Annotated in this window: 20 protein-coding genes; 11 read left to right on the top strand and 9 right to left on the bottom strand. The window is 72.5% G+C overall.

The features are described from left to right. The first annotated feature begins 34 nt into the window (after positions 1 to 34). From trpC to lgt, 6 genes are all read left to right on the top strand, one after another. Complete coding sequence (gene trpC, locus ACWZEH_RS07785; protein WP_456196849.1) at positions 35 to 844, top strand: indole-3-glycerol phosphate synthase TrpC; 810 nt, start codon at positions 35 to 37, stop codon at positions 842 to 844. A gap of 22 nt (positions 845 to 866) precedes the next feature. Next, entirely contained in the window at positions 867 to 1,118 is a 252-nt protein-coding gene (gene trpM, locus ACWZEH_RS07780) for a tryptophan biosynthesis modulator TrpM (RefSeq protein WP_456196848.1), read from the top strand. Positions 1,119 to 1,175: 57 nt separating this feature from the next. Further along, positions 1,176 to 2,462 carry a tryptophan synthase subunit beta gene (trpB, locus tag ACWZEH_RS07775; RefSeq protein WP_456196846.1) on the top strand — a complete coding sequence of 429 codons (1,287 nt, stop codon included), beginning with the start codon at positions 1,176 to 1,178 and terminating at the stop codon, positions 2,460 to 2,462. Continuing rightward, positions 2,459 to 3,277, top strand: coding sequence for a tryptophan synthase subunit alpha (trpA, locus tag ACWZEH_RS07770; RefSeq protein WP_456196844.1), 819 nt, complete (start codon positions 2,459 to 2,461; stop codon positions 3,275 to 3,277). The genes trpB and trpA overlap by 4 nt, the downstream gene beginning before the upstream one ends. Positions 3,278 to 3,396: 119 nt before the next feature. After that, positions 3,397 to 4,173 carry a DsbA family protein gene (locus tag ACWZEH_RS07765; RefSeq protein WP_456196842.1) on the top strand — a complete coding sequence of 259 codons (777 nt, stop codon included), beginning with the start codon at positions 3,397 to 3,399 and terminating at the stop codon, positions 4,171 to 4,173. An 81-nt stretch (positions 4,174 to 4,254) separates the two neighbouring features. Then, positions 4,255 to 5,364, top strand: a complete 1,110-nt coding sequence (gene lgt / locus ACWZEH_RS07760) for a prolipoprotein diacylglyceryl transferase (RefSeq protein WP_456196840.1) — start codon at positions 4,255 to 4,257, stop codon at positions 5,362 to 5,364. 109 nt (positions 5,365 to 5,473) lie between these two features. Here the strand turns inward: lgt and ACWZEH_RS07755 are convergent, their stop codons facing one another. Genes ACWZEH_RS07755 through ACWZEH_RS07730 form a run of 6 tightly spaced genes read right to left on the bottom strand, consistent with a single transcriptional unit; the run spans position 5,474 to position 12,535 of the window. Next, positions 5,474 to 6,316 (bottom strand): HpcH/HpaI aldolase/citrate lyase family protein, encoded by an 843-nt coding sequence (locus ACWZEH_RS07755; protein ID WP_456196838.1) that lies wholly within the window; start codon positions 6,314 to 6,316, stop codon positions 5,474 to 5,476. Beyond that, positions 6,313 to 7,548 carry a CaiB/BaiF CoA transferase family protein gene (locus tag ACWZEH_RS07750; protein WP_456196836.1) on the bottom strand — a complete coding sequence of 412 codons (1,236 nt, stop codon included), beginning with the start codon at positions 7,546 to 7,548 and terminating at the stop codon, positions 6,313 to 6,315. The genes ACWZEH_RS07755 and ACWZEH_RS07750 overlap by 4 nt, the downstream gene beginning before the upstream one ends. Next, positions 7,545 to 8,942 carry an ADP-ribosylglycohydrolase family protein gene (locus ACWZEH_RS07745; protein ID WP_456196834.1) on the bottom strand — a complete coding sequence of 466 codons (1,398 nt, stop codon included), beginning with the start codon at positions 8,940 to 8,942 and terminating at the stop codon, positions 7,545 to 7,547. Before ACWZEH_RS07745 ends, ACWZEH_RS07750 begins: the two co-directional genes overlap by 4 nt. Next, positions 8,930 to 10,111 (bottom strand): ADP-ribosylglycohydrolase family protein, encoded by a 1,182-nt coding sequence (locus ACWZEH_RS07740; protein ID WP_456196832.1) that lies wholly within the window; start codon positions 10,109 to 10,111, stop codon positions 8,930 to 8,932. Before ACWZEH_RS07740 ends, ACWZEH_RS07745 begins: the two co-directional genes overlap by 13 nt. Before the next feature lie 7 nt (positions 10,112 to 10,118). Further along, on the bottom strand, positions 10,119 to 11,513 hold the full coding sequence (locus ACWZEH_RS07735; RefSeq protein ID WP_456196830.1) for an ADP-ribosylglycohydrolase family protein: 1,395 nt from the start codon (positions 11,511 to 11,513) through the stop codon (positions 10,119 to 10,121). Next, positions 11,510 to 12,535: an ADP-ribosylglycohydrolase family protein gene (locus tag ACWZEH_RS07730; protein WP_456196828.1), complete on the bottom strand. Its 1,026-nt coding sequence runs from the start codon at positions 12,533 to 12,535 to the stop codon at positions 11,510 to 11,512. Before ACWZEH_RS07730 ends, ACWZEH_RS07735 begins: the two co-directional genes overlap by 4 nt. A gap of 305 nt (positions 12,536 to 12,840) precedes the next feature. Here ACWZEH_RS07730 and ACWZEH_RS07725 point away from each other — a divergent pair, with 305 nt between their 5' ends. From ACWZEH_RS07725 to ACWZEH_RS07715, 3 genes are all read left to right on the top strand, one after another. After that, positions 12,841 to 13,572, top strand: coding sequence for a VIT1/CCC1 transporter family protein (locus ACWZEH_RS07725; RefSeq protein ID WP_456196826.1), 732 nt, complete (start codon positions 12,841 to 12,843; stop codon positions 13,570 to 13,572). Positions 13,573 to 14,036: 464 nt separating this feature from the next. Further along, a complete protein-coding gene (gltB, locus tag ACWZEH_RS07720) occupies positions 14,037 to 18,686 on the top strand; it encodes a glutamate synthase large subunit (RefSeq protein WP_456199490.1) in 4,650 nt (1,549 codons plus the stop codon). Further along, positions 18,679 to 20,142 carry a glutamate synthase subunit beta gene (locus ACWZEH_RS07715; protein ID WP_456196825.1) on the top strand — a complete coding sequence of 488 codons (1,464 nt, stop codon included), beginning with the start codon at positions 18,679 to 18,681 and terminating at the stop codon, positions 20,140 to 20,142. Before gltB ends, ACWZEH_RS07715 begins: the two co-directional genes overlap by 8 nt. A 178-nt stretch (positions 20,143 to 20,320) precedes the next feature. Here ACWZEH_RS07715 and ACWZEH_RS07710 read toward each other — a convergent pair whose 3' ends face one another. Beyond that, positions 20,321 to 21,232: a chitosanase gene (locus ACWZEH_RS07710; protein WP_456196823.1), complete on the bottom strand. Its 912-nt coding sequence runs from the start codon at positions 21,230 to 21,232 to the stop codon at positions 20,321 to 20,323. Beyond that, positions 21,229 to 22,158 (bottom strand): rhomboid family intramembrane serine protease, encoded by a 930-nt coding sequence (locus tag ACWZEH_RS07705; protein WP_456196821.1) that lies wholly within the window; start codon positions 22,156 to 22,158, stop codon positions 21,229 to 21,231. The genes ACWZEH_RS07710 and ACWZEH_RS07705 overlap by 4 nt, the downstream gene beginning before the upstream one ends. A gap of 145 nt (positions 22,159 to 22,303) precedes the next feature. Between ACWZEH_RS07705 and ACWZEH_RS07700 the strand changes: the two genes are divergently transcribed. Further along, a complete protein-coding gene (locus tag ACWZEH_RS07700; protein WP_456196819.1) occupies positions 22,304 to 23,026 on the top strand; it encodes a vWA domain-containing protein in 723 nt (240 codons plus the stop codon). Between the two features lie 68 nt (positions 23,027 to 23,094). Here the strand turns inward: ACWZEH_RS07700 and ACWZEH_RS07695 are convergent, their stop codons facing one another. Then, positions 23,095 to 23,994, bottom strand: a complete 900-nt coding sequence (locus ACWZEH_RS07695) for a hypothetical protein (RefSeq protein WP_456199488.1) — start codon at positions 23,992 to 23,994, stop codon at positions 23,095 to 23,097. Positions 23,995 to 24,120: 126 nt separating this feature from the next. Between ACWZEH_RS07695 and ACWZEH_RS07690 the strand changes: the two genes are divergently transcribed. Then, positions 24,121 to 24,495 (top strand): chorismate mutase, encoded by a 375-nt coding sequence (locus tag ACWZEH_RS07690; RefSeq protein ID WP_456196817.1) that lies wholly within the window; start codon positions 24,121 to 24,123, stop codon positions 24,493 to 24,495. Positions 24,496 to 24,741 lie beyond the last annotated feature (246 nt).

Here is a 24,741-nt window from a genome sequence, read left to right as displayed (position 1 = left end):
CCGAAGACGGACCGTCTGGAAGGGGGCCCCTCGCGTGAGTGTGCTCGACGAGATCATCGACGGAGTCCGTGCCGACCTCGCGGAGCGGCAGGCACAAGTCGGCCTCGACGAGCTCAAGGAGCGCGTGGCGAAGGCTCCCGCGGCCAAGGACGGCGTGGCCGCCCTGCGCGGCGAGGGCGTCAAGGTGATCTGCGAGGTCAAGCGCTCCAGCCCGTCCAAGGGAGCGCTCGCCGCGATCGCCGACCCGGCCGGACTCGCCGCCGACTACGAGGCGGGTGGCGCGGCCGTCATCTCCGTCCTCACCGAACAGCGCCGCTTCGGCGGTTCGCTCGCCGACCTGGAGGCGGTCCGCGCGCGGGTGGACATCCCCGTCCTGCGCAAGGACTTCATCGTCACCTCGTACCAGCTCTGGGAGGCACGGGCGCACGGCGCCGACCTCGCCCTGCTCATCGTCGCCGCCCTCGAACAGCCCGCCCTGGAATCGCTGATCGAGCGCGCCGAGTCCATCGGACTCACCCCGCTCGTCGAGGTGCACGACGAGGACGAGGTCGAGCGCGCGGTCGACGCCGGCGCCAGGATCATCGGGGTCAACGCGCGCAACCTCAAGACCCTCGAGGTCGACCGCGGCACCTTCGAGCGGATCGCCCCCGAGATCCCCGACCACCTCGTCAAGGTCGCCGAGTCCGGCGTCCGCGGCCCGCACGACCTCATCGCCTACGCCAACGCCGGCGCCGACGCCGTACTGGTGGGAGAGTCCCTGGTCACCGGCCGCGACCCGAAGACCGCGGTCGCCGACCTGGTGGCGGCCGGCGAACACCCGGCACTGCGCCACGGGCGCGGCTGACCCCCCGCTAGGCTTGGCACCGATGACCCTCCCGATCACCCTGGCGACCAGGGACCCGTACGCGCGCCTCGCCCGCGGCTGCCGTCCGCGCGGCTGCCGGGCCCCCGCACGCCGCGTGCACGGCCGCCGGGTGCGCTACGTCATCGGTGACGAGCCCGGCCAGGTCAACGGCATGCGATGGCAGCACCCCGCCCGCAGGGGCGCGGGGTCGTGCCCGGACACGCGGCTCTGCCGCGCGGACGCGACCGGCCACGTCCGGCCCGCAGCGGCCTGACCATCCCCGCCCCCACGGCGACCAGTGCCCGAACGCCACTCACCGTGAGGATCACGCATGCCCAGCGACTTCTTCATTCCCGACCCGGAGGGTCGAACCCCCAGCGCCGAGGGCTACTTCGGCGCGTTCGGCGGCAAGTTCATCCCGGAGGCGCTCGTCGCCGCCGTGGACGAGGTCGCCGTCGAGTACGACAAGGCCAAGGCCGACCCCGAGTTCGCGCGCGAACTCGACGACCTGATGGTCCACTACACCGGCCGCCCGAGCGCCCTCACCGAGGTGCCCCGGTTCGCCGGACACGCCGGCGGCGCCCGGGTCTTCCTCAAGCGTGAGGACCTCAACCACACCGGTTCCCACAAGATCAACAACGTGCTCGGCCAGGCCCTGCTCACCCGGCGGATGGGCAAGACCCGCGTCATCGCCGAGACCGGCGCCGGTCAGCACGGCGTCGCCACCGCCACCGCCTGCGCCCTGTTCGGCCTCGACTGCACCATCTACATGGGCGAGATCGACACCGAGCGCCAAGCCCTCAACGTGGCCCGGATGCGCATGCTCGGCGCCGAGGTCATCGCCGTGAAGTCCGGCAGCCGCACCCTCAAGGACGCCATCAACGAGGCGTTCCGCGACTGGGTCGCCAACGTCGACCGCACGCACTACCTCTTCGGCACCGTCGCCGGACCCCACCCCTTCCCCGGCATGGTCCGCGACTTCCACCGCGTCATCGGCGTCGAGACCCGCCGCCAGCTGCTGGAACGCACCGGACGGCTGCCCGACGCCGCGATCGCCTGCGTCGGCGGCGGCTCCAACGCCATCGGCCTCTTCCACGCCTTCATCCCGGACACCTCGGTCCGGCTCATCGGCTGCGAACCCGCCGGACACGGCATCGAAAGCGGCGAGCACGCGGCCACCCTCACCGCGGGCGAGCCCGGCATCCTGCACGGCTCGCGGTCCTACGTCCTCCAGGACGACGAGGGCCAGATCACCGAGCCGTACTCCATCTCGGCCGGGCTCGACTACCCGGGCATCGGACCCGAGCACTCCCACCTCAAGGACTCCGGCCGCGGCGAATACCGCGCGGTCACCGACGACGCCGCCATGCAGGCCCTGAGGCTGCTGTCGCGCACCGAGGGCATCATCCCGGCCATCGAGAGCGCCCACGCGCTGGCCGGCGCCCTGGAGGTCGGCAGGGAACTGGGCGAGGACGGGCTGATCGTCGTCAACCTGTCCGGCCGCGGCGACAAGGACATGGACACCGCCGCCCGCTACTTCGGCCTGTACGACACCGACAGCGAGGTCGCCGCCGACGCGGACGCCGGCACCGCCGAGATCGAGGGGGACGCCAAGTGAGCGGGAACGTGAAGCTGCTGCACGACACCCTCGCCGCGGCGAGGTCCGAGGGCCGCGCCGCGCTGATCGCCTACCTCCCGGCCGGGTTCCCGACCGTCGACGGCGGCATCGACGCCGTCAAGGCCGTCATCGACGGCGGCGCCGACGTCGTGGAGGTGGGCCTGCCGCACAGCGACCCCGTCCTCGACGGGCCCGTCATCCAGACCGCCGACGACATCGCGCTGCGCGGCGGCGTGCGGATCGCCGACGTGCTGCGCACGGTCCGGGAGGCCCACCGGGCCACCGGGAAGCCGATCCTCGTCATGACGTACTGGAACCCCGTCGACCGCTACGGCGTCGAGCGGTTCACCGCCGAACTCGCCGAGGCGGGCGGCGCCGGCTGCATCCTGCCCGACCTGCCCGTCCAGGAATCGGCACTGTGGCGGGAGCACGCCGGCAAACACGGGCTCGCCACCGTCTTCGTCGTCGCGCCCAGCAGCAGGGACGAGCGGCTCGCCGAGATCACCGCGGCGGGCAGCGGCTTCGTCTACGCCGCCTCCCTCATGGGCGTCACCGGCACCCGTGAGTCGGTCGGCGCGCAGGCCGAGGAACTCGTGGCACGCGCCCGGGCGAGCCGCGCCGACCTGCCGGTGTGCGTCGGGATCGGCGTCTCCGACGCCACCCAGGCCGCAGAGGTCGCCCGCTTCGCCGACGGCGTGATCGTCGGATCGGCCTTCGTCAAGCGGCTGCTGGACGCCCCCGACCAGGCCGCGGGCCTCCAGGCCGTGCGGGCACTCGCGGGCGAGCTGGCCAGGGGCGTGCGCGGCCGGACGTGACGGCGGCACTGATGCCCGGGCATCGGCAGGAGCTCGGTAGTTAGTCATACGGGTCCCTCGTACGGGTGGACCTGAGGCCGGGGAGGCGCGTTGCGCCTCCCCGGTTCGTTCTGCGGGGTGTGAGCGAGAAGAACCGTGAGGGAAAGCGCACCGCCCGTGAGCGGCTGGCGGTCGAGCGTGAGAAGCAGAAGGCGGCGGACAGGCGGCGCCGCACCCTGATCGTGGGTGCGAGCGTGGTCTGTGTCCTGGCACTCGCGGCGGTGATCGGCATCGTCGCCGCCAACGCGGGCAAGGACGACGGCAGCGAGGAGGCAGGCCCGGTGGTGGCGCCCTCGGGGGCGCTCGGCAAGGACGGCCTGGCCATCCCGGCAGGCAAGGAGAGCGCCAAGTCCACTCTCACCGTGTGGGAGGACTTCCGCTGCCCCGCCTGCAAGTCCTTCGAGCTGGCGTACCGGCCGACGCTCCACGAGCTGACCGAGTCCGGCCAGTTGAAGATCGAGTACCACCTGGTCACGCTCATCGACGGGAACATGGGCGGCACCGGCTCCCGCAACTCCGCCAACGCGGCGGCCTGCGCCCAGGACGCCGGAAAGTTCACCGAGTACCACGACGTGCTGTTCGACAACCAGCCCCCGGAGCCGGACGACGCCTTCGCCGACAACGCCAAGCTCATCGAGCTGGCCGGCAAGGTCGAGGGCCTCGACACCCCCGCCTTCCGCAGCTGCGTGGAGGACGGCACGCACAACAGCTGGGTGGCGAAGTCCAACGAGGCCTTCCAGGAGGGCGGCTTCTCCGGCACACCGACCGTCCTGCTCGGCGACAAGAACATCTACCAGGACCAGTCGATGACCCCGGCGAAGCTCAAGGAGATGGTGGAGGAGGCCAATCGGCAGTAGGGCTGCGCGCCTTCCCGTTATGGACCCGTAGCCGGGCCGCCCACCGTGCGGTCGGTCCGGCACGGTAGCGTCGACCCTGCCATGGAACTTGCCTACATTCCCAGCCCGTCGAGCGGGGTGCTGTACCTCGGCCCCGTTCCGCTCCGCGGCTATGCCTTCAGCATCCTCGCCGGCCTCTTCGTCGCCCTCTGGATCGTCGACCGCCGGTGGGTGGCGCGCGGCGGCCGGAAGGGCACCGCCTGGGACATCGCGTTCTGGGCCGTCCCGTTCGGGCTGGTCGGTGGTCGCCTCTACCACGTGATCACCGACTACCAGCTCTACTTCGGCGAGGGCCGGAACCCGGTCGACGCCTTCAAGATCTGGGAGGGCGGCCTCGGTATCTGGGGCGCCGTCGCGCTGGGCGCGGTGGGTGCCTGGATCGCCTGCCGGCGCCGGGGCATCGCCCTGCCGCCGTACGCCGACGCCCTGGCCCCCGGTCTGGTGATGGCACAGGCGATCGGACGCTGGGGCAACTGGTTCAACCAGGAGCTGTACGGGCGGGAGACGGACCTTCCCTGGGCGCTGCACATCACGTCCACGGACGGCGGCCGGGTACCGGGGTACTACCACCCGACGTTCCTGTACGAGTCGCTGTGGTGCGTGGGTGTCGCCCTGCTGATCATCTGGGCGGACCGCCGCTTCAAGCTCGGACACGGACGGGTGTTCGCGCTGTACGTCGCCGCGTACTGCGCGGGCCGGTTCTGGATCGAGTACATGCGCGTCGACGAGGCCCACCAAGTCCTGGGCCTGCGGTTGAACAACTGGACCGCGTTGATCGTGTTCGTGCTCGCGGTCGTGTACTTCGTGGTGTCGGCGAAACTGCGCCCGGGACGCGAGACCGTGGTGGAACCGGGCGCGGCAGACGGTTTCGCCGGGGGCGACGAGCCGGAGGCCGTCGGCGAGGACGGCGAGGACGGCGAGGCGGACTCCCCGGGGGCGGAGCGGGAAAAGGAAGAACCCGGGCCGAAGAAGCCGGACACCGGGTCCAAGGCCGGCACGGACCCGAAGGAGAACGACGGCGACGGCGCGGCGGCCAAGGACGCAGCCGAGCCGGGTGACGCGAAGGACGAGGACGCGAAGACGGGGGACGCCAAGGCGGATTCCGGGGACGCGCGGTCCAAGGACGGGGCCGGGTCGGCGAAGAAGAGCTGACGGTCTGCCCGGCCGGCCGTTCTGCCGCTGACCGGCGGCCCGTCGCACAGGTACGACGCCGTGGGGCGCCCGGGATCTCCGGGCGCCCCACGGCGTGTGTGCGGGAGGCTCAGACGCGGCGGGCCAGGGAGAGGACCCGCTGGGCGGCCGTCACCACCGCCGCGTCGATGAAGCGGCCGTCGGACAGCGCCTGGGCGCCCTTCTCGTCGGCCGCCGCCTTGACGACCGTCTCCGCCCGCTCGATCTCCTCCTCCGTGGGCAGATAGGCGCGCTCGATGACCGGCAGTTGACGCGGGTGGATGGCGGCGCGGCCCAGGAAGCCCAGGGCGCGGCCCCGGGCGCAGGAGGCGAGGAGACCGTCCAGGTCGCGGGTGTCGGGATGGACGGACTGGGCGGGCGGGGCCAGACCCGCCGCCCGCGCGGCGACGACCACGCGGGAGCGGGACCAGTCGAGGCCCGCGTCCTCACGCACGCCCAGGTCGGTCCGCAGGTCCTCCTCGCCGATCGAGATGCCGCACAGGGACGGGTGGGCGGTGGCCACGTCGTGCGCCCGCTCGATGCCGAGGGCCGTCTCCAGCAGCGCGTACAGGGCGAGCGCGCCGCCGTGGGCGGACACGGTCCGCCGCGCGACCTGGACGACGTCGGCGGGCGAGGACACCTTGGGCAGCCGCAGGCCCGCCAGGCCCGCCAGGCCTCCGGCCGGGGCGACGGCCGCCAGGTCGGCCTCTCCCCAGGGGCAGGCCGGGGCATTGACGCGGACGTGGACCGGGACCGGCTGCGGGTCGCGCAGCAACTCGGCGGTGGCGGCACGGGCGTACGCCTTGCGGTCGGGGGCGACCGCGTCCTCCAGGTCGATCACCACCACGTCGGCCCCGGACACGAGCGCCTTCGCCACCACACGCGGCCGGTCGCCCGGCGCGTACAGCCAGGTCAGCGGGGACCCCGCCGTCACAACGCGCCCTGTGCGCGCAGGGCCGTCAGCTCGGCCGGGGTGAGTCCCAGTTCGGTCAGCACCTCGTCGGTGTCCGCGCCGTGCGGGCGGCCCGCCCAGCGGATCGCGCCGGGGGTGCGGGAGAGCCGGAAGAGGACGTTCTGCATGCGCAGCGGCCCCAGCTCCGGGTCGTCGACCGTGGTGATGGTGTCCAGGGCCTGGTACTGCGGGTCGGTCATCACGTCCCGTACGTCCTGCACGGGGGCCACCGCGGCCTCGGCCTTCTCGAAGGCCGCGAGCACGTCGGTACGGGTACGGCAGGCGATCCAGCCGCCCACCGCCCCGTCCAGGAGGTCCGCGTGCCGGGCGCGGCCGGCGCCGGTGGCGAACCACGGTTCGTCGATCAGTTCGGGCCGCCCCACCAGCCGCATCACCCGCTCGGCGACCGACTGGGCCGAGGTGGAGACGGCGACCCAGGTGCCGTCGGCGGTGAGGTAGGTACCGCGCGGGGCGTTGTTCTGGGAGCGGTTGCCGGTCCGTGGCTGGACATGGCCGAGCTGGTCGTACCAGGTCGGCTGGGGGCCGAGTGCGGTGAGGATCGGTTCGATGAGGGCCATGTCGACGACCTGGCCCTCGCCGGTGCGCTCCCGCCCGGCGAGCGCCGTCATCACCGCGTACGCCGTGGTCAGGCCCGCGATGGAGTCGGCCAGGCCGAACGGCGGCAGGGTCGGGGGCGCGTCCGGTTCACCGGTGATGGCGGCGAAGCCGCTCATCGCCTCGGCGAGCGTGCCGAAGCCGGGGCGGTGCGCGTACGGGCCGAACTGACCGAAGCCGGTGACCCTGACCAGGACGAGACGGGGGTTGACGGCGGACAGTTCGCTCCAGCCCAGGTCCCACTTCTCCAGGGTGCCGGGCCGGAAGTTCTCGATGATCACGTCGGCGGTCCCGGCGAGACGCAGCAGGGTCGCCCGGCCGCCACGGGTGGACAGGTCGAGGGTGATGGTCCGCTTGTTGCGGCCGAGCATCTTCCACCACAGCCCCACGCCGTTCTTCGACGGGCCGTGTCCGCGGGAGGGGTCGGGCTTCTTCGGGTGCTCGACCTTGACGACCTCCGCGCCGAAGTCGCCGAGCAGGGTCGCGGCGAGGGGGCCGGCGAAGAGGGTGGCGAGGTCCAGGACGCGCAGGCCGGTCAGCGGGGGCGGGGGAGCAGTGGTGGTGGGGGAGGGCGCGGTGGGTGTGGTGGGCCGGGTCATGGGCGGGAGGCCTCCAGACGGGTCAGACGGGCCAGGGTGTCGAAGCCGACGCCGTTGAAGCCGCCGACGGAGGTGGCCAGCCGGTTCTTCAGCGGGGCCGTCCAGCGTTCGGGGAGCGCGGCGGGGGAGCCGGCGAGCAGGGCGGCGATGCCGCCGGCCGTCGCGCCGTTCGAGTCCGTGTCCCAGCCGCCGGACACCGCACGGCAGACGGCGCCGGTGAAGTCGCCGTCCGCGTGGGTGAGGGCGGCGGCGATCAGGGCGGTGTTGGGGACGGCGTGCACCCAGTGGACACCGGCGTGCAGGGCGTGGAGCCGGTCGACGACGGTGTCGAAGTCGTCGTGCTCGTGTGCCAGCCGTACGGCCTCGCGCACGGCGCGGGCGAGCCGGGAGCGGGGCGGTACGACGGTGAGGCCGGCGCGCAGGCAGGCGTGGATGTCGGGGGGGCCTGCGTCTGTTCCTGTGCCTGTTCCCGCGCCCGCGGCGGTGGCGATGACGGCCGCGCCGAACATCGCGGCGTGGACGCCGCCCGCGGTGTGCGTGAGGGTGGCGTCGCGGTGCGCCTGTTCGGCGGCGCCCGCCGGGTCACCGGGGTTGGTCCAGCCGTGCACGTCGGCGCGGATCAGGGCTCCGATCCACTCGCGGAACGGGTTGCGGTGGCGGGCGGTGCGCGGCGGCTCGATGCCGGCGAGGAGGTTGCGGTAGGCGACGCGTTCGGCGGTGAAGGCGCGGCCCGCGGGGAGTTCGTCCAGCCAGAGCCGGGCCACGTCCGCGGTGGTGAACGCCTTGCCGTACCGCTGGAGCAGCAGCAGGTTGAGGAGCGGGTAGTCGAGGTCGTCGTCCTCGGGCATCCCGTCGATGTTCTCGGCGAGGGAGGTGGCCGCCGAGCGACGGTTCCAGGGGTGGCGCGCGGCCAGCTCCCCGGGTACTCCGCGGGCGGTGAAGTAGCCGTTCAGAGGCCAGTTCCCGGTGGCCCGGGCGAGCTGCCGGATGCCGTCGAGGGGGAGTTTCTCCACCGGCTTGCCGAGCAGGCAGCCGACGGCACGGCCGAGCCAGGCGGCTTCGAGCCGGTCAGGGGCGGCCGGGGGAGCGGCGTCGACGGGTGGAGGCCAGTGGGGGCACAGGGACCTGATGGCGTCGAGGTCCGTCGGTTCGTCGTCCGCCAGGCCGCTGGGCAGGTCGGCGAGTTCGTCCAGGAGGTCCCCGGCCAGCAGCCGGAGGTAGCCGGACGCCGGCCGCGGGGAGGCGCCCGCGCGGGGCGGGGCCGCGGGGCCGCCCGCCGCGTGCCACCGGGCCGCGACGGCGGCGACGGCGGCGGCCGCCCGGCCGTCCTGGGCGGCCTGGCGCAGCTCGTGCCCGATCAGGTCCTCCGGCTGGACCCAGGTCAGTCGGAGCATCCCGCGCCTCCCATCTCGGCGAACGCCTTCTCGTGGGCCCGGCGCCGGGACACGTCGCGCGCGAAGACCTCGCGGGCCACCTCCGTCAGCGCGGCCGCGGGTTCCAGGAGGTCGAGACGGCTGGCCTCGGCCACCGTCCTCGCCCAGTCCCCGGGGACCGGCGAACCGAGGGCGCCCGTCACGGCGCCGGCCATCGTGGCGATGGAGTCGCAGTCCCGGCCGTAGTTCACCGCGCCCAGCACCGCGTGCCGGAAGTCGCCGCCGGCCACCACCACCATGCCCAGCGCGACCGGGAGTTCCTCGATCGCGTGCAGCCGCGACGGACGGCGGGCGCCCAGCGAGGGAGAGCGGTAGTCGGGGCCCACGGTGTCGTACGGGGCCACCGCCTCCCGCAGCGGGCGCAGCGCGGACTCGAAGTCCGTGTGGCGGGACGCCACTTCGCAGACCCGTTCGATCGCCGTCCGCGTGCCGTCCTTCGCCAGGGACAGGCAGGCCGCGACGACCGAGTCCGGTGTCGCCCCCGGTACGCACGCCGCCGCCACGGCCGCCGCCAGGACGCCCGCCGCCTCCCGGCCGTACGACGACTGGTGGGCCCCCGCGACATCCAGCGCCTCGGCGTAGGCGCCCGCCGGACGGGCCGCGTTGACCAGGCCGACCGGGGCCATGTACATCGCGGCACCGCAGTTGACGATGTTTCCGACGCCGGCCTCACGCGGGTCGACATGGCCGTAGTGGATCCGGGCCACCAGCCACTTCTCCGCGAGGAAGATCCGCTGCAACGGGAGCGCCTCCGCCTCCAGCTCCGGGATCCAGCGGGGGTGCGTCATCAGGTCCGGAACCAGGTGGTCGGCGACGGCGTGGGCGTCCAGATGGTCCCGGACCCGCGCGTACACCCGGACCAGGGCGTGCGTCATGAGGGTGTCGTCGGTGACGTGGCCGTCGCCCTTGTGGTACGGGGCGATGGGGCGGGCGGTGCGCCAGGCGTCGCCGTTCCAGGGGCCGACGACGCCGTGGACACGGCCGCCGTGGCGCTCGGCGATCTGCTCGGGGGAGTACCCCTCGACCGGGCCGCCGAGCGCGTCGCCGACGGCGGCACCCACCAGCGCGCCGGTGATCCGCTCGTCCAGGGAGGCGCCCCGGACCCGCTTTTCCTGCTCTTTGAGCGTCATGCCCGAATCATCCTCCGGGGGGAGGCGGTTGTGCCGCTTCCAGGAGTCCGGCGAGTTCCACCAGGTCGGTGCCGGTGAGCCGGGGGAGTGTGCAGCCCGAGAGGGTGCGGCAGCTCTCCCGCCAGGATTCCGGGATCGCCGTGCCGCCGCCGAGCGCGCCGGTCAGCGCGCCGACGAGGGCGGGTGCCGAGTCCGCCACCCGGGACAGACAGGCCGCCGCGGGGACCGCCTCCGCGATCCGGCCGTGCGCGGCGGTCGCCAGCGCGAGGGCCACGGGGACGGTCTCGGCGGCGGCGATGCCGTAGCTGTAGACGTGGTCGACGATCTGGTGCTCCAGGGGCGGTACCAGAGCGAAGGCGCCGTCGGCGTCCGCGGCGAGCCGCAGCGCGTGCCGGGTGTTGCGGCCGATCTCCGTCTCCTCGGGCAACTCGGCGACCGCGGCCGCCACGCATGCCTCCACGTCCGCTCCGGCCAGCGCGAGGGCGACGGCGGCGGCCATCGCGCGGGCGCCGTGCACGCCGTCGCCGTCCTGGGTGTAGCGGGCGTCGAACTCGGCGAGCGCGGCGGCGCCTTCGGGGTCGCCGGGATGGGCCACGGCCAGGACGCAGGCCCGTACGCAGGCCGCGTCGTCGAAGTAGTGCGGGTTGTCGTGGCCGGTGGCGGGCGGGCGCAGACCGGTGGCGAGGTTGCCGAGCCCGGCCCGTACGGAGATACGGGCGCGCAGCGGGAGGACGGCCGACTCGATCTCGGGCGCCCGTTGCGCCGCCGCGGCGACCTCGCCGGCCATGGCGTTCCACGTGAGGTCGATGGCGGCCCGGGTGCGGCGCTCGCGGCTCAGGTCGCCGAGCGCGCCGTCGTCGCCGGCCCGCAGCACCGCCTCGGCGGCGAACACCGCCCACTCGGCGTCGTCGGAGGGGCCGAGGCGCAGGGGTTCCGGGGGCTGGTTGAGGGCGATGGGCACGGGAAGGGTGGTGGTCGCGTTCTGCTCGGCGAAGGTGTCCAGCTCCCGGGTGAGGCGCCGGGTCCACTCGGGCATCCGGGCGGCGCGGTGCCGTGCGGCGGGCCAGCCGGCGGCGTCTCCGGCGGCGAGGCCGAGGAGGAGACCCTCGATCCGGGGTGCCTGCGGTGGCGGGGTGAGGGGTGTGGTGCGGGTCCGGTGGGTTGTGGAGGCGTCGGTTTCGCCTTCGGTCCGGTGTTCGCCCGCACTGCCCGTGCGGGTGTCGTGGCCGGGTACGGGCGGCCCTGGCGGGGCTTGGCCGTCGGCGACGGCCTCGGGGGCGCCTTCGGGGCGGGGGGTCTCGGTCGTGTCGGTCGGATGGGGTCCGTGGTCTGGTGGGGGGTGTTCCGGCGGTCGGTCCGGTGGTGTCGACGTGGGTGCTGTTGCCGGCGGGGAGAGGGTCATGACGTGGTCTCCGCGGTGTTGTCGGCCGCTGTCGGGGTGAGGAGGTCCGCGATGTCCAGGACGTGGTGGCCCGCCATCGCGGGGAGGCAGCTGCCGCGGGCCGGGCCGATGGCGGCCGCCCATGCCTCCGGGATCGCGCCGGCACCCCGGGTCGCACCCGCGAGGGCGCCCGCCACCGCCGCCGTGGTGTCCGCGTCGCGGCCCATGTTGACGGCCGTCAGCACCGATTGCTCGAAGTCCCCGTCCGCCGCCGCGTACGCGCCGAAGGCCAGGGCGACGGCCTCGGGGGCCAGGTCGGTCCAGGGGTAGCCGCCGATCACGACCGCGGAGCGGACCGCGCGTTCGCCCCAGTGGGCGGCGGTGACGGCACGGCGCAGGGAACGGGCGGTCCAGGAGTCCTCCGGCACCAGGGCCAGCGCGGTGGCCACGACGGTGACCACCGGTGCCCCCGTCATCGCCGCCGCCACGCCCGCCGCGACCGCCTGGCCTCCGTAGATGCCCTCTCCGTCGTGACTGACCGAGCCGTCGATCGCCGCCAGCCGGGCCGCTTCGGCGGGACGGCCCGCCGCGAAGACGCCGTGCGGTGCCGCCCGCATCGCCAGCCCGTCGCTCCAGGCGTGGCGGTGCTGCGCGGAGACCGGGGCGGCCAGCCCCCGGCGGAGGTTCTCCAGGGTGCCGCGCTCGCTGAAACCGGCCCCGCGGAACCGCCCCTCGGCACGGTCCGCGATCCACTCGTGCCAGGCAGCCCCGACCTGCGCCGGGGTGAGCGCCGACCCGTGCCGGGCCAGCAGCAGGCCGGAGAGGATCGCGTACTCGGTGTCGTCCGTGCCCGCGGGACGCTCCGCCACGTACCCGGTGATGCGGCCCCACCGGGCGCGGATCTCGGACGGTTTCATGTTCTCGGCCGGGGCGCCCAGCGCGTCACCGACGGCCAGGCCGAGCAGCGCGCCGCGTGCCCGTTCGCGGTGCCCGAGACAGTCCCCGGACACCGGGGCCGAGGGGATGCGGGCGATCGGTGCCATAAGCGGCTCTCCTCTCAGGGGCGCCCCTGAGAGGCGCGAAGCCCTTTGCGGAACTGTCCCCGGTGTGATGTCCGACACAGCCTCGCGAACCTCGGTGTCACCCGGTCGGCATCTGCGCGGACCCTCCCGCGCACGAGCGGTGAAATGAGCGAAACCGCAGGTTAGAGCAGCCTTTCCTTGCTGGCGGAAGAGGATCCGCAGGCGTAAATTGGGTTCAGTCGAGAAATGGAAACTGTCTAAATTGGGCCTGTGTCGGTCGTCGTCGGCGGCTTGCAGGCGCTTTCGCGAACTCCCTGGGGGACGGCATGGCGATCATCGAGACCGAGGCGACGCTGCACGAGGCGCACCGCGACAACCACACGCACCGCGATGTCACCGGCGGCTGGCTGCGCCCCGCCGTGTTCGGGGCGATGGACGGCCTGGTCTCCAACCTCGCGCTGATGACCGGCGTCGCCGGCGGCTCGGTCGGCCAGCAGACCATCGTCATCACCGGTCTCGCGGGCCTGGCGGCCGGCGCCTTCTCCATGGCCGCCGGCGAGTACACCTCCGTCGCCTCCCAGCGCGAGCTCGTCGAGGCCGAGCTGGCCGTCGAGCGACGCGAGCTGCGCAAGCACCCCAAGGACGAGGAGGCCGAACTCGCCTCCCTCTACGAGGCCCGGGGCGTCGAGCCGGAGCTCGCCGCCGAGGTGGCCCGGCAGCTGTCGCGGGACCCCGAACAGGCGCTGGAGATCCACGCCCGCGAGGAACTGGGCATCGACCCCGGCGACCTGCCGTCTCCCACCGTGGCCGCGGCCTCCAGCTTCGGCGCCTTCGCGCTCGGCGCGCTGCTCCCCGTCCTGCCGTACCTGCTCGGCGCGAGCGCGCTGTGGCCCGCCGTGCTGGTGGCGCTGCTGGGGCTCTTCCTGTGCGGGGCGGTGGTCGCCAAGGTGACCGCGCGGACCTGGTGGTACAGCGGTCTGCGGCAGCTCGCCCTCGGTGGCGCGGCGGCCGGTGTGACGTACGCCCTGGGCACCCTGCTCGGAACGGCCGTAGGATGACCCGGCCCGGACGACCGCGCTCGCACGGCCCGGTACCGCTGCCCCGACCGGGCGCCGGTACGGCGCCCGGCGCGGACGGGCGGCACCGACGCCCCGGCTCCGCTTTCGCGCGAGGAACCGTACAAGTAGCTGTTACTCATTGGTTTCGACCGCGTGACGACCGGGCATGAGCCGAAAGCACTGTGGGCAATGAGGCTCACGACGCAGCCGCGGGAGTGGGTGAACAAGCCCACCCCCGCCCTCGGACCGGCGGACACCGATCTGCCCGCCCCGGTCCCCCAGCTTCCACCGCCAGGCGCGGAACCCCGCCGTGACCCGCATGGTGTCCACATGGTGGAACGGAATGTCCCGCTTACCGGGAACCGATCCATCGTGTAACCTGCACGAAATTTTGCAGTCACGCAGAGGGCCAACGTCGTCCCTCGGCACTTTGCACATGCCACATGACGACGACGGGAGAGCCGATGCGTACGCCGCGCCAGCCGTCCCAGCATTCCGCGCAGGGCCAGAACTGGTCCTTCATGGATGCTCGCCCTGCCCCGCAGGGCATGTACGACCCCCGCGACGAGCACGACGCCTGCGGCGTCGGCTTCGTCGCCACCCTCACCGGCGAGGCGTCCCACACCCTGGTCGAGCAGGCCCTCACGGTCCTGCGCAACCTGGAACACCGCGGCGCCACCGGCTCCGAGCCGGACTCCGGTGACGGCGCGGGCATCCTCTCCCAGGTCCCGGACGCCTTCTTCCGCGAGGTGGCCGGATTCGAACTGCCCGAGGCCGGCGCCTACGCCGTCGGCACCGCCTTCCTCCCCGCGGACGCCACGGACGAGACCGTCGCCCGCATCGAGGAGATCGCAGCCGCCGAGGGCCTGACCGTCCTCGGCTGGCGCGAGGTGCCCGTCGCGCCCGACCTGCTCGGCGCCACCGCCCGCTCCACGATGCCGGTCTTCCGCCAGATCTTCGTCACGGACCACGCGTCCCGGGGCATCGACCTCGACCGCACGGCCTTCGTGCTGCGCAAGCGCGCCGAGCGCGAGGTGGGCGTCTACTTCCCGTCGCTGTCCGCGCGGACCATCGTCTACAAGGGCATGCTCACCACCGGTCAGCTCGAGCCCTTCTTCCCGGACCTGTCCGACCGCCGCTTCGGCTCCGCGCTCGCACTGGTGCACTCCCGGTTCTCCACGAACACCTTCCCCTCGTGGCCCCTCGCACACCCCTACCGCTTCGTCGCCCACAACGGCGAGATCAACACCGTCAAGGGCAACCGCAACTGGATGCGCGCCCGCGAGTCCCAGCTGGCCTCCGAACTGTTCGGCTCCGCCGACCGTGGGCACAGTGGCTCCGCCGACCGTGGGCACAGTGGCTCCGCCGGCCTCGAGCGGACCTTCCCCGTCTGCACCCCCGACGCCTCCGACTCGGCGTCCTTCGACGAGGTCCTCGAACTGCTGCACCTCGGCGGACGCTCCCTGCCGCACTCGGTGCTCATGATGATCCCCGAGGCGTGGGAGAACCACGGCTCCATGGACCCCGCACGCCGCGCCTTCTACCAGTACCACTCCACGATGATGGAGCCCTGGGACGGTCCCGCCTGCGTCACCTTCACCGACGGCACCCAGGTCGGCGCCGTACTCGACCGCAACGGCCTGCGCCCCGGCCGCTACTGGGTCACCGACGACGGCCTCGTCGTCCTCGGCTCCGAGGTCGGCGTCCTCGACATCGACCCCGCGAAGGTCGTCCGCAAGGGCCGCCTGCAGCCCGGCCGCATGTTCCTCGTGGACACCGCCGAGCACCGCATCATCGAGGACGACGAGATCAAGGCCCAGCTCGCCGCCGAGCACCCCTACGCCCAGTGGCTCGAAGCCGGCGAGATCCAGCTGTCCGACCTGCCCGAGCGTGAGCACATCGTGCACACCCACGCCTCGGTCACCCGCCGCCAGCAGACCTTCGGCTACACCGAGGAGGAGCTGCGCGTCCTGATCGCCCCGATGGCCAAGGCCGGCGCCGAGCCCATCGGCTCCATGGGCACCGACTCGCCCATCGCCGCCCTCTCGGACCGCCCCCGGCTCCTCTTCGACTACTTCACCCAGCTGTTCGCCCAGGTCACCAACCCGCCGCTGGACGCGATCCGCGAAGAACTGGTCACCTCCCTGCGCAGCCCGCTCGGCCCCCAGGGCAACCTGCTCGAACCGAGCGCCGCGGCCTGCCGCACCGTCGTCCTGCCCTTCCCCGTCATCGACAACGACGAGCTCGCCAAGCTCATCCACGTCAACGCCGACGGCGACCTGCCCGGCTTCAAGGCCGCCACCCTCTCCGGCCTCTACCGCGTCTCCGGCGGCGGCGACAGCCTCGCCGCCCGCATCGACGAGATCTGCGCCGAGGCCGACGCCGCCATCGACAACGGCGCCCGCCTGATCGTCCTGTCCGACCGGCACTCCGACGCCGAGCACGCGCCCATCCCGTCGCTGCTGCTCACCGCGGCCGTCCACCACCACCTCATCCGCACCAAGCAGCGCACCCAGGTGGGCCTCCTCGTCGAGGCCGGAGACGTCCGCGAGGTCCACCACGTGGCCCTCCTCATCGGCTTCGGCGCCGCCGCAGTCAACCCCTACCTGGCGATGGAGTCCGTCGAGGACCTCGTCCGCGCCGGCACCTTCCTGCCCGGCATCGAGCCCGAGAAGGCCATCCGCAACCTGATTTACGCCCTCGGCAAGGGCGTCCTGAAGGTCATGTCCAAGATGGGCATCTCCACCGTCGCCTCCTACCGCGGTGCCCAGGTCTTCGAGGCCGTCGGCCTCGACGCGGAATTCGTCGAGAAGTACTTCCACGGCACCGCCACCAAGATCGGCGGCGTCGGTCTCGACGTCGTCGCGAAGGAGGTCGCCGCCCGCCACGCCAAGGCGTACCCCGCCACCGGCATCGCCCCCGCGCACCGCGCACTCGACATAGGCGGCGAGTACCAGTGGCGCCGCGAGGGCGAACCGCACCTGTTCGACCCCGAGACGGTCTTCCGCCTCCAGCACTCCACGCGCTCCGGCCGCTACGACGTCTTCAAGCAGTACACCGACCGCGTCAACGAGCAGTCCGAGCGCCTGATGACGCTCCGCGGCCTCTTCGGCTTCACCTCGGACCGGGGGCCGATCCCCCTCGACGAGGTCGAACCGGTCTCCGAGATCGTCAAGCGCTTCTCCACCGGCGCCATGTCGTACGGCTCCATCTCCCAGGAGGCGCACGAGACCCTCGCCATCGCCATGAACCAGCTCGGCGGCAAGTCGAACACCGGTGAGGGCGGCGAGGACCCGGAGCGCCTGTACGACCCGGCCCGCCGCTCCTCCATCAAGCAGGTCGCCTCCGGCCGCTTCGGTGTGACCTCCGAGTACCTGGTCAACGCGGACGACATCCAGATCAAGATGGCCCAGGGCGCCAAGCCCGGCGAGGGCGGCCAGCTGCCCGGCCACAAGGTCTACCCGTGGGTCGCCAAGACCCGCCACTCCACGCCCGGCGTCGGCCTCATCTCCCCGCCGCCGCACCACGACATCTACTCCATCGAGGACCTCGCCCAGCTCATCCACGACCTGAAGAACGCCAACCCCGAGGCGCGCATTCACGTCAAGCTGGTCTCCGAGGTCGGCGTCGGCACCGTCGCCGCGGGCGTCTCCAAGGCCCACGCCGACGTCGTGCTCATCTCCGGTCACGACGGGGGCACCGGCGCCTCCCCGCTGACCTCCCTCAAGCACGCCGGCGGCCCCTGGGAGCTCGGCCTCGCCGAAACCCAGCAGACCCTGCTCCTCAACGGCCTGCGCGACCGGATCGTCGTCCAGACCGACGGCCAGCTCAAGACCGGCCGCGACGTCGTCGTCGCCGCCCTCCTCGGCGCCGAGGAGTTCGGCTTCGCGACCGCCCCGCTGGTCGTCTCCGGCTGCGTCATGATGCGCGTCTGCCACCTGGACACCTGCCCGGTCGGCATCGCCACGCAGAACCCGGTCCTGCGCGACCGGTTCTCCGGCAAGGCCGAGTACATCGTCAACTTCTTCCGCTTCGTCGCCGAAGAGGTCCGCGAACTCCTCGCCGAACTCGGCTTCCGCTCCATCGAGGAGGCCGTCGGCCACGCCGAGGTCCTCGACGTCGCCCGCGCGGTCGACCACTGGAAGGCGCAGGGCCTCGAACTCGCCCCGCTGTTCCACGTGCCCGACCTGCCCGAAGGCGCCGTCCGCCACCGGACCGTCACCCAGGACCACGGCCTGGCGAAGGCCCTCGACAACGAGCTGATCAAGCTCGCCGCCGACGCCCTCGCCGCCGACGGCGCGAGCGAGGCCCAGCCCGTCCGCGCCCGGGTCGCCATCCGCAACATCAACCGCACCGTGGGCACCATGCTCGGCCACGAGGTGACGAAGAAGTTCGGTGGCGCCGGCCTGCCCGACGACACCATCGACATCACCTTCACCGGATCCGCCGGCCAGTCCTTCGGCGCCTTCGTCCCGCGCGGCATCACGCTGCGCCTGGAGGGCGACGCCAACGACTACGTCGGCAAGGGCCTCTCCGGCGGCCGGATCGTGGTCCGCCCCGACCGGGGCGCCGACCACCTCGCCGAGTACTCCACCATCGCCGGCAACACCCTCGCCTACGGCGCCACCGGCGGCGAGATGTTCCTGCGCGGCAAGGTCGGCGAGCGCTTCTGCGTCCGCAACTCCGGCGCGCTGGTCGTCTCCGAGGGCGTCGGCGACCACGGCTGCGAGTACATGACCGGCGGCCGGGCGGTCGTCCTCGGCGAGACCGGCCGCAACTTCGCGGCCGGCATGTCCGGCGGCACCGCCTACGTCATCGACCTCGACCTGGACAACGTCAACCCCGGCCACCTGGACGCCGTCCACGAGCTCGACGACACCGACCGCGCCTGGCTGCACGACGTGGTGCGCCGGCACCAGGAGGAGACGGGCTCCACCGTCGCCGCCAAGCTGCTGGCCGAGTGGGACAGCCCCGACGGGGGCGCCACCCGCTTCAGCAAGATCATCCCCAGTACGTACCAGGCAGTGCTCGCCGCCAAGGACGCCGCCGAGCGAGCCGGACTCTCCGAGTCCGACACCCACCGGAAGATGATGGAGGCGGCGACCAATGGCTGATCCGAAGGGCTTTTTGAACCACGGGCGCGAGGTCGCCACCTCCCGCCCGGTCCCCGAACGCGTCAAGGACTGGAACGAGGTCTACGTCCCCGGCTCCCTGCTGCCGATCATCAGCAAGCAGGCCAGCCGCTGCATGGACTGCGGCATCCCGTTCTGCCACAACGGCTGCCCGCTCGGAAACCTCATCCCCGAGTGGAACGACTACGCCTACCGCGAGGACTGGTCGGCGGCGAGCGAGCGTCTGCACGCCACCAACAACTTCCCGGAGTTCACCGGCCGCCTGTGCCCCGCTCCGTGCGAGTCGGCGTGCGTGCTCGGCATCAACCAGCCGCCGGTCACCATCAAGAACGTCGAGGTCTCGATCATCGACAAGGCGTGGGAGACCGGCGACGTCGCCCCGCAGATCCCCGAACGCCTCTCCGGCAAGACCGTCGCCGTCGTCGGCTCGGGACCGGCCGGCCTGGCCGCCGCCCAGCAGCTGACCCGGGCCGGCCACACCGTCGCCGTGTACGAGCGGGCGGACCGCATCGGCGGCCTCCTGCGGTACGGCATCCCCGAGTTCAAGATGGAGAAGCGGCACATCAACCGCCGTATCGAACAGATGCGCGCGGAGGGCACCAAGTTCCGCACCGGTGTCGAGATCGGCCGGGACATGCCGGCCACCGCGCTGCGCAAGCGGTACGACGCCGTCGTCCTCGCCGTCGGCGCGACGAGTGCGCGCGACCTGCCGGTGCCGGGCCGCGAACTGGACGGCATCCACCAGGCCATGGAGTACCTGCCGCTGGCCAACAAGGTCCAGGAGGGCGACTACGTCGCCCCGCCGATCACCGCCGAGGGCAAGCACGTCGTCGTCATCGGCGGCGGCGACACCGGTGCCGACTGCGTGGGCACCGCCCACCGCCAGGGCGCCGCCTCCGTCACCCAGCTCGAGATCATGCCCCGCCCGAACGAGGAGCGGGACGACCTCACCCAGCCGTGGCCGACCTTCCCCATGCTCTACAAGGTCACCTCCGCGCACGAGGAGGGCGGCGAGCGGGTCTACTCCGTCTCCACCACCCACTTCGAGGGCGACGAGGACGGCAACGTGCAGTGGCTGCACCTGACCGAGGTCGAGTTTGTCGACGGCAGGCTCACCCAGAAGCCCGGCACCGAGCGCAGGATCCCGGCCCAGCTGGTCACCCTCGCCATGGGCTTCACCGGCACCGACCGGGACAACGGCCTGGTCGAGCAGTTCGGCCTGGAACTCGACGCGCGGGGCAACATCGCCCGCGACGCCGACTTCCAGACCAGCGTGCCGGGCGTCTTCGTCGCCGGTGACGCCGGACGCGGCCAGTCGCTCATCGTCTGGGCGATCGCCGAAGGCCGATCCGCCGCGCGCGGCTGCGACCGCCACCTCACCGGGACGAGCGAACTGCACGCCCCGATCCGCCCGACCGACCGCTCCCTGATGGTGTGACCGGCCGCCCCGCACCCCACCACGCGGCCCGGACCGCACCGGCCCGGACCGCGCACAACGGGACCTGACGGTCCCCCACAGAGGTCCCGTACAACGGCGTACGGAACAACAGGTGGCGCCTGCCCGCCAGTCCCCGACCGGACGAACCGGGCAGGCGCTGCCGCATGCGCCCGCACGCTCAGGGAATCCGGAAGGTCTCCCCGTACACCTGCCACGTCAGCGGCGCGGACAGCTCCAGGTTCCCCTCCCGCAGGAACCGGCGCTGGGCGGTGTCGATCCGGGACGTGTCCGCGCCCGCGTCCCGCGCCAGCACGGCGGTGCGGCGCACATCGAGGAACGCCTCCAGATACGCCTTCTCGGCGCCGCCCCCGCCCGGCGTCCCCGCCTTGCGCACAGCCTGCTCCCGGATGCCGTAGAAGCCCTCGGGGCCGGTGTCGGGGCCGTGCGTGACCATCGCGTCGTAGTACACGAACTGGCCGAGCGTGCCGAGGCCGTCGAGCTTCGCCATCCGCACCGCCGGCTCGAAGTAGACCCGGTCGCGCTCGGCCTCCTGAGCCGCCCGGAACGCCGGCACGTCCGCCTCGGCCCGCCAGGCGTCCGTGAAGCCCGGATCCAGACCCTCGTGCGAGTCCGTACCGTCCACCTCGCGCAGCGCCGGCAGATACCCCGCCAGGCCGTTGTCCGGGTGGTCCTCGGTGTAGCGCTCGACGAGGGCGAGCAGGTCGTGGGTGCCGGTGCAGAAACCGACGATGCCGGCCGTGTACCCGTCCCCGTCACCGGCGTCCTCGATGACGCCGTAGGTCTCGCGCCAGCGCAGCGTCGAGTTCTCGGCGCTCGCCAGGATCTGCTGGGCGAGTTCCTTCTTCGCCGGGTCGGCCAGCCCCGGCGGACGGCTCGCCACCAGCCTGTCGTCCTTGGCCGACTCCGACTCCGACTCGGCGCGCTCCTTGGCCAGCTCGCCCGCACGCGGCGAGGCGGACATGGCCGGGCCCCCGCCCACGGCCGCGCCGTCGGACCCCCCGGGCACCAACAGGTACACGGCCGTCGCCACCACGGGCACGGCCGCGACCAGCAGGGCTGAACGTTTCACTGGGGAACACCTCCACCCTTCAGTTCCGCCACCTTGACCACCGTCAGGACGACGAGCAGCCCGAGCAGCACCAGACAGGCTCCCGCCTGCAGCAACACACGGCACCTGCCCCTGGGCACGTACGCGAAGACAGCCGCCACCGCACCGCCCGTCAGCAGCCCCCCGAGATGCCCCTCCCAGGACGTGGCCACCGCGGAGATCACCAGCCACAGCAGCAGCCCGCCCATGAACCGGTTGACCGCCCGCATGTCGGCACCGATCCGACGGGCCACCACGTAGTACCCGGCACCGAGCCCGAAGACCGCCCCGGACGCGCCCACCACCAAATCCTGCGGCGCCAGCACCAGCACCAGCACCGAACCGCCCAGCGCCGACAGCAGATACAGGACGAGACAGTGGACCCGGCCCAGCATCGGCTCGACAACCCGGCCCAGGTTCCACAACGCCACCATGTTCATGACGATGTGCAGGATCCCGAACGTGCCCTCGGTGGGTGGCAGATGCAGGAAGGCGCCGGTCAGCAGCCGGTACCACTCCCCGCTCACCACACCCTCCGGACGGAAGTCCCCGAACAGCGGCCCCTCGACCCACAGATAGTGACCGCCGTCCGGCCCGGCCAGCCCCGCGCCCAGCATCGCGAACCGGTCCACGGTCTCCGGCAGCGCCAGCTCCACCAGATACGCCAGCACGCTGACGGCGATCAGCACGTACGTCACCACCGGCACCGCCGAGACACGGCCGCCGACCACGGTACGGGCCTGCCGTACCGACCGCATGCCCTCCTTCACACAGTCCGGACACTGGTGGCCGACGGCCGCCTCGCGCATGCAGTCCGGGCAGATGTACCGGTCGCAGCGCACGCAGCGGACATGGCACTCCACCTTGGTGTGGCGGTGACAGGTGGTGACGGTGGACTCGGAATCCACGAGCCGGCTCCTAGCGAAGAACGGGACGGACGAGCCGGTGGGGACGGCGGCGAACAAAATAGCGAACAGTGGGGGAGCGTCGCGGAGGCGGGGTCGAGGTGCCGTAGCCTCAGGACCGGTTCCGACCACCGAGAGGGGAGCGCGCATGGCCGCGATCAGCCTGACCAAGATCGAGGAAACCGCGCCCAAACTGGTCAGCCTGTACAAGACCGCCGGACACGCCGTGTCGGGACACGGGCTGGACGGCCTGCGCGCCGCGGTCTACCTCGTGGTCGACCACTCCGGCTCGATGAGGCCGTACTACAAGGACGGCAGCGTCCAGGCGCTCGCCGACCGGGTACTGGGCCTGTCCGCCCACCTCGACGACGACGGCATCGTGCCGGTGGTGTTCTTCTCCACGGACGTCGACGCCGTCACCGACATCACCCTCGCCGACCACGAAGGGCGCGTCGGACGGATCGCGGCCGGACTCGGCCACATGGGAAAGACCAGCTACCACCTGGCCATGGACGCCGTCATCGACCACTACCTCGACAGCGGATCGACCGATCCGGCCCTCGTCGTCTTCCAGACCGACGGCGGCCCCGTCAACCGGCTCGCCGCGCAGCGGTACCTGTGCAAGGCGGCGAAGCTCCCGCTGTTCTGGCAGTTCATCGGCTTCGGCGACCCGGACAGCCGGCAGTTCGACTACCTGCGCACACTGGACGAACTGGCCGTGCCGGACAAGAGGGTCGTCGACAACGCCGGGTTCTTCCACGCAGGCACCGACCCCCGCGAGGTGCCCGACGCCGAACTGTACGACCGGCTGCTCGACGAGTTCCCCAAGTGGCTGGCGGACGCGCGGACACGGGGGATCGTGCAGCCGTAGCGCGGTGGCCGCAGCACCACAACCCGGGCGCGAGACACAACGACAGCCGACCGCCGCCCCCCGGCCCCCTACGTGTCGCACTCCAGCACCGTCCGGCACAACCCGCACCGCACCCGCACCCGCCCCCGCACCGGGACCCTGATCCGCTGACGGCACACAGGACACGGGAACGACACCCGCAGCGGCTCCTCACCGCCACCACCCCGCGTGAAGCCGTACGGCACGTCCGGCCGGGCCGCCGGGAAGGAGAGAACCCCGCTCCGCCCCTGCGCATGCCGACGCTCCCGCACGTACCGCCGGCGCCCCGCCCGGCCGGCAGCCGCCAGCGGCGGCTGCCGGCCGTCGTCCCGGGCCAGCTCCCTCCCCCTCACGTACGCCGTATAAGCCTGCTCACTGGTGAACCACGCCGACGGATCCTCACCGAACACCAGCGACCGCTTCGCCAGCACGTAGCCGAACTCCTCCGGCGTGAGATACCCCAGCTTCTGGGACGACACCCCGTCCTCGCGGAACGCGTCCAGCAACAGCCACCCCGCCCCCAGATACGTCGCCGCCGTGTCCGTCAGCAACTCGTTGTCCCGCGTCCCGGGAAACGACAGCCCCAGACGATGCAGATACACATGCGCCACCTCATGAGCCAGCGCCGCACCGATGTCCCGCCGATGCCCGCGGAACCGATCGTTCAGCTCCACGAAGTACTCGGGCCCCGCCGCCAGCTCGACATGCGCCGCATACCTCATCTCGCGAAAACTCACGATCAGCCGCGCATCCGGCAACCGGTAGTGCCGCACCATCTCCCGCGCCACCCGCTGCGCCCCCAGATGAAGATCCTCCGTGTCGCAGAACGCCACATCGACAGGAGCCACACTCACCGAGAACGCCCGCACCGTGTCATACGACAAACGCCGGTACACCGCGGTCACCGCCGCCCGCACCGTCTCCAGATGCGGAAAACCCCGCTCCACCATCCCGCCGCCCGTCACGTCCCACCCCCAGACGCCCGAAAACCCATTCCACTGTACGAGCCCACCCCGAAACCCGGCCCCGGCCGCGGACACCCGGCACCCCACCACCGCCCCGTAGGGTGACTCCCCATGACCACCAGCAACACCGGTACCGATGACGTCGACCCCGCAGTCCGCGAGGAACTCGCCGCGTTGCGCGACAGCATCGACAACATCGACGCGGCCGTCGTCCACATGCTCGCCGAACGCTTCAAATGCACCCAGCAAGTCGGCCGCCTCAAAGCCGAACACCGGCTGCCCCCCGCCGACCCGGCCCGCGAAACCCGCCAGATCACCCGGCTGCGCGCCCTCGCCGAGAACGCGAAACTCGACCCGGCCTTCGCCGAGAAGTTCCTGAACTTCATCATCGCCGAAGTGATCCGCCACCATGAACGCATCGCCGACACCACCACCAAGAGCGCCGTCGCCGGCCCCACCGGCACCCCGGCACCCACCACCGACTGACCCCCGCCCCCACACCGGGGCGTGACACGAACACCACCACCTGCCGGGCCCGAACCCCGCCACACCCCCCGTGCGCCCCCGAGCGGCCCGGCAGACCCCACCCCCACACGACGGCACTCACACCCCGCACATCCCGCACACCCCGCACACCCCAAAGCCCTCGCACGCGGGCGCACGTCCCGGACCCCCACCCAGGGCCGGACATAAGCCGCGTACCGATCCGCCTCTGTGCCACACCACCGCCAT

The sequence above is a fragment of the Streptomyces yamdrokensis genome, from assembly GCF_053890455.1.
This window is presented reverse-complemented; position numbering and strand designations above follow the sequence as displayed.

Bases quoted from the DNA above. Each gene is read 5' to 3' on its own strand.
- trpM (WP_456196848.1), top strand. From the start codon at position 867: ATGACCCTCCCGATCACCCTGGCGACCAGGGACCCGTACGCGCGCCTC.
- trpB (WP_456196846.1), top strand. From the start codon at position 1,176: ATGCCCAGCGACTTCTTCATTCCCGACCCGGAGGGTCGAACCCCCAGC.
- lgt (WP_456196840.1), top strand. From the start codon at position 4,255: ATGGAACTTGCCTACATTCCCAGCCCGTCGAGCGGGGTGCTGTACCTC.
- ACWZEH_RS07750 (WP_456196836.1), bottom strand. From the start codon at position 7,548: ATGACCCGGCCCACCACACCCACCGCGCCCTCCCCCACCACCACTGCT.
- ACWZEH_RS07745 (WP_456196834.1), bottom strand. From the start codon at position 8,942: ATGCTCCGACTGACCTGGGTCCAGCCGGAGGACCTGATCGGGCACGAG.
- ACWZEH_RS07740 (WP_456196832.1), bottom strand. From the start codon at position 10,111: ATGACGCTCAAAGAGCAGGAAAAGCGGGTCCGGGGCGCCTCCCTGGAC.
- ACWZEH_RS07735 (WP_456196830.1), bottom strand. From the start codon at position 11,513: ATGACCCTCTCCCCGCCGGCAACAGCACCCACGTCGACACCACCGGAC.
- ACWZEH_RS07730 (WP_456196828.1), bottom strand. From the start codon at position 12,535: ATGGCACCGATCGCCCGCATCCCCTCGGCCCCGGTGTCCGGGGACTGT.
- ACWZEH_RS07725 (WP_456196826.1), top strand. From the start codon at position 12,841: ATGGCGATCATCGAGACCGAGGCGACGCTGCACGAGGCGCACCGCGAC.
- gltB (WP_456199490.1), top strand. From the start codon at position 14,037: ATGCGTACGCCGCGCCAGCCGTCCCAGCATTCCGCGCAGGGCCAGAAC.
- ACWZEH_RS07715 (WP_456196825.1), top strand. From the start codon at position 18,679: ATGGCTGATCCGAAGGGCTTTTTGAACCACGGGCGCGAGGTCGCCACC.
- ACWZEH_RS07700 (WP_456196819.1), top strand. From the start codon at position 22,304: ATGGCCGCGATCAGCCTGACCAAGATCGAGGAAACCGCGCCCAAACTG.
- ACWZEH_RS07695 (WP_456199488.1), bottom strand. From the start codon at position 23,994: ATGGTGGAGCGGGGTTTTCCGCATCTGGAGACGGTGCGGGCGGCGGTG.
- ACWZEH_RS07690 (WP_456196817.1), top strand. From the start codon at position 24,121: ATGACCACCAGCAACACCGGTACCGATGACGTCGACCCCGCAGTCCGC.